This is a genomic window from Candidatus Aeolococcus gillhamiae (assembly GCF_016464765.1).
In the GTDB taxonomy this organism is placed as follows: Bacteria; Chloroflexota; Dormibacteria; order Aeolococcales; family Aeolococcaceae; genus Aeolococcus; species Aeolococcus gillhamiae.
Map to the genome: position 1 here is coordinate 1 of NZ_JAEKNS010000023.1, position 2443 is coordinate 2443.

Annotated in this window: 3 protein-coding genes; all 3 read right to left on the reverse strand. The window is 65.5% G+C overall.

What is annotated here, in order from left to right:
* Window positions 1–163: 163 nt before the first annotated feature.
* Window positions 164–436 carry a hypothetical protein gene (locus JF886_RS01500; RefSeq protein ID WP_337308898.1) on the reverse strand — a complete coding sequence of 91 codons (273 nt, stop codon included), beginning with the start codon at window positions 434–436 and terminating at the stop codon, window positions 164–166.
* Window positions 436–825, reverse strand: a complete 390-nt coding sequence (locus JF886_RS01505) for a single-stranded DNA-binding protein (RefSeq protein ID WP_337308900.1) — start codon at window positions 823–825, stop codon at window positions 436–438. Before JF886_RS01505 ends, JF886_RS01500 begins: the two co-directional genes overlap by 1 nt.
* A 228-nt stretch (window positions 826–1053) precedes the next feature.
* Window positions 1054–2100 carry an IS110 family RNA-guided transposase gene (locus JF886_RS01510; RefSeq protein ID WP_502711379.1) on the reverse strand — a complete coding sequence of 349 codons (1047 nt, stop codon included), beginning with the start codon at window positions 2098–2100 and terminating at the stop codon, window positions 1054–1056.
* Between the last annotated feature and the right edge of the window lie 343 nt (window positions 2101–2443).

Consider the following 2443-nt stretch of genomic DNA (forward strand, 5'->3'; position numbering starts at 1 on the left):
GATCGCCGAAGGCTGTGGACAGCCACCAGGGGCGATGGACGGACAAGCCGCCCACACCCCTTCGAGCTTCGCTCGTGCCTGACCACAGCCCGACGGTTAGGAAAGAAGAAAAGAACACGTGGCCGAGGCGAACGAAAGGCCCGGAAGGACCTCTCCGAACGCATCAATACTCATAGGGACGCGGGATCGTGGTTACCGATCGATCGGCATCGGTGATCACCCAGAGGCGGTCGGGCGGCTTCCCATTGGCGGAGAAGATCCGCAGCCGGCGGCTCACGGCGAAGGCGTTTTCTCGCCGGTCTTCCTCCTCGAGGTCGCCCCAGTCAGCGGACTGGTGGCGCTCGAGCAGCTCGGCCGGGTCAATCCGGGCGGCCTCCATGACGGCGATCGCGCCCGGCGTCGCGACTACTTGGCCGAGAGGGAAGAAGGGGGCCATCACTGGCCCTCCGCTTCCGACTGCTCGCCTTGTTCCGGCCGCTGGTCCAGGGCCTGGAGATTGCTGACCCTGACCTCGCAGCTGCGCCGGCTGCTGCCGTCCGCGGCCTGCCAGGTCGACCAGTGCAGCCGGCCCTCGACGTAGAGCAGGCGGCCCTTCCTCAGGTATTTGCCGGCGAACTCGGCAACCTTGCTCCAGGCACTCAAGTTGTGGAACTGGGGTTCCTCGCCTTCGTTGGTGGCGAGGCGCAGCTGGGTGACTGCGGTACCGCTCGGGGTGTAGTGAAGCTCGGGATCGCTGGTCAGCCGGCCGACCAGGGTGACCCGGTTGACTGCCGCGCCGCGGGACTGGCGACCGCTCTCTTCGTTGCCGTTGTCGACGACCTTCAATCCGGGCTTGTTGCGAGGCATCTGATTTCCCTCCGTGTGGAAGCTCCTATGAGGTCAAGTCGTCCGCCGGAGCCTTGGGCGATCAACGCCGAGGGAGAGAGCAGAGGCCGGCACCGCGCGCCAGGCCGAGCGTTAGCGAGCCCGGCCTGAGCCTTGCGCGTGATTGGGGCTGGCTTCTGCTTGACTGATGTGCGTGATCGCTAGGCGTCGGCGAGGGGCTCTGAGGAGTTAGGCGAGAGGGGAAGAGGCGCCGCGCAGTACACGGAAAACGTCTCGGACGACGTAGCGCTTGAGGCAGCGCATGATGTCGCGCTTGGAGAGACCCTCAGCCGTGCGTCGAGCAACGTAGGCACGTGTCCGTTCGTCCAGTCGCATGCGCCCGAGCACAATCGTGTACAAGGCGCGGTTGGCGTCTCGGTTGCCACCGCGGTTCAGACGGTGCCGACGCTTCTTACCGGAGCTAACAGGGAGCGGTGCTACGCCACAGAGGTGGGCGAACGAGGACTCTGACCGGAGACGTTCAGGGTTGTCACCGGCTGCGATGAGCAGTGCGGCAGCGGTATCGGGGCCGACGCCGCGGAGTGCAAGGAGTTCTGGGGCGACACGGGCGGTAAGAACGCGGATGTCTCGATCGAGATCTGTGATCTCGGCGGTTAGGGCCTGGTATCGGCGAGCGAGCGCCCGGAGGGCCAGCTTGGTGGCGGCGGTCGTCGTCTGCGGAGCGACATGACGCCAAGCCGAGGCACTCGTAATCAGACGATCCAAGGAAAGCGAGCGGAGACCGGACCGGAGCTCCTCTGGCGCGGTGACGAGCAGCGATCGGATCTGATTGGCCGCCTGGGTCCGGGCCTTCAAGGCGCTACGCCGGGCAATGCGGAGAGTGCGGAGGCTTTCCACGTCACCGTTGGCCGACTTGGCAATCGTGCGCTGGGATCCATTAAGGACCGCCCGAGCTGCGATCTCGGCATCGATGGCGTCCGTCTTCCCCCTCGTGCGACGCAGCCGACGGTCCGGCTGATCCACGTCGATAACATGGACACCGAGTCCGGCGAGGTGCCGAGCGAGGCCGGCGCCAAACGTGGCCGTCCCCTCGATTCCTACCTGGGTGATGTCACCGAGCTGAGCTGCCCAGGAGACGAACTGGCTATAGCCATCACCCGTCGTAGGAATGCTGGTCGTCGAGAGGAGGCGCCCTTCGCTATCAAGGGCGACGGCGACGTGTGTGTCGAGGTGGGCATCCACCCCAATCGTGATATCGGTCTTCGGCCCTTGCATCGACACCTTCACCCCCACACGAACGCGTCAGGGCCATCGCTCGGAGCCTGGACAGCACTGTGATGGGCGCCGGAGAGGGCAGCAAGCTCCTATTCGGTCACGTGGCTCCAAGCGTGGTCCCGGTATGGACCCCCCTCCGGCCAGCCGACAATTCCACAAAGAGGACACCGTTGGTCGGTGTGGTTGATCTCGGTCAGGCCGACCGTCGGGAGGCCTCCTAACCATCTCACAGTGGTTGATCGATGCCCCGGTGCGACCGGGCCGCTCCTCCAGCTGCAAGCCCGAGCGCAGCGAGTGCATTTAGGCTTGCGGCGGTTGGGAGGGGCGGTCTGGTAAACCGTGC

Coding starts and splice junctions, on each gene's coding strand:
- JF886_RS01500 (WP_337308898.1), bottom strand. CDS start 436: ATGGCCCCCTTCTTCCCTCTCGGCCAAGTAGTCGCGACGCCGGGCGCG.
- JF886_RS01510 (WP_502711379.1), bottom strand. CDS start 2,100: ATGCAAGGGCCGAAGACCGATATCACGATTGGGGTGGATGCCCACCTC.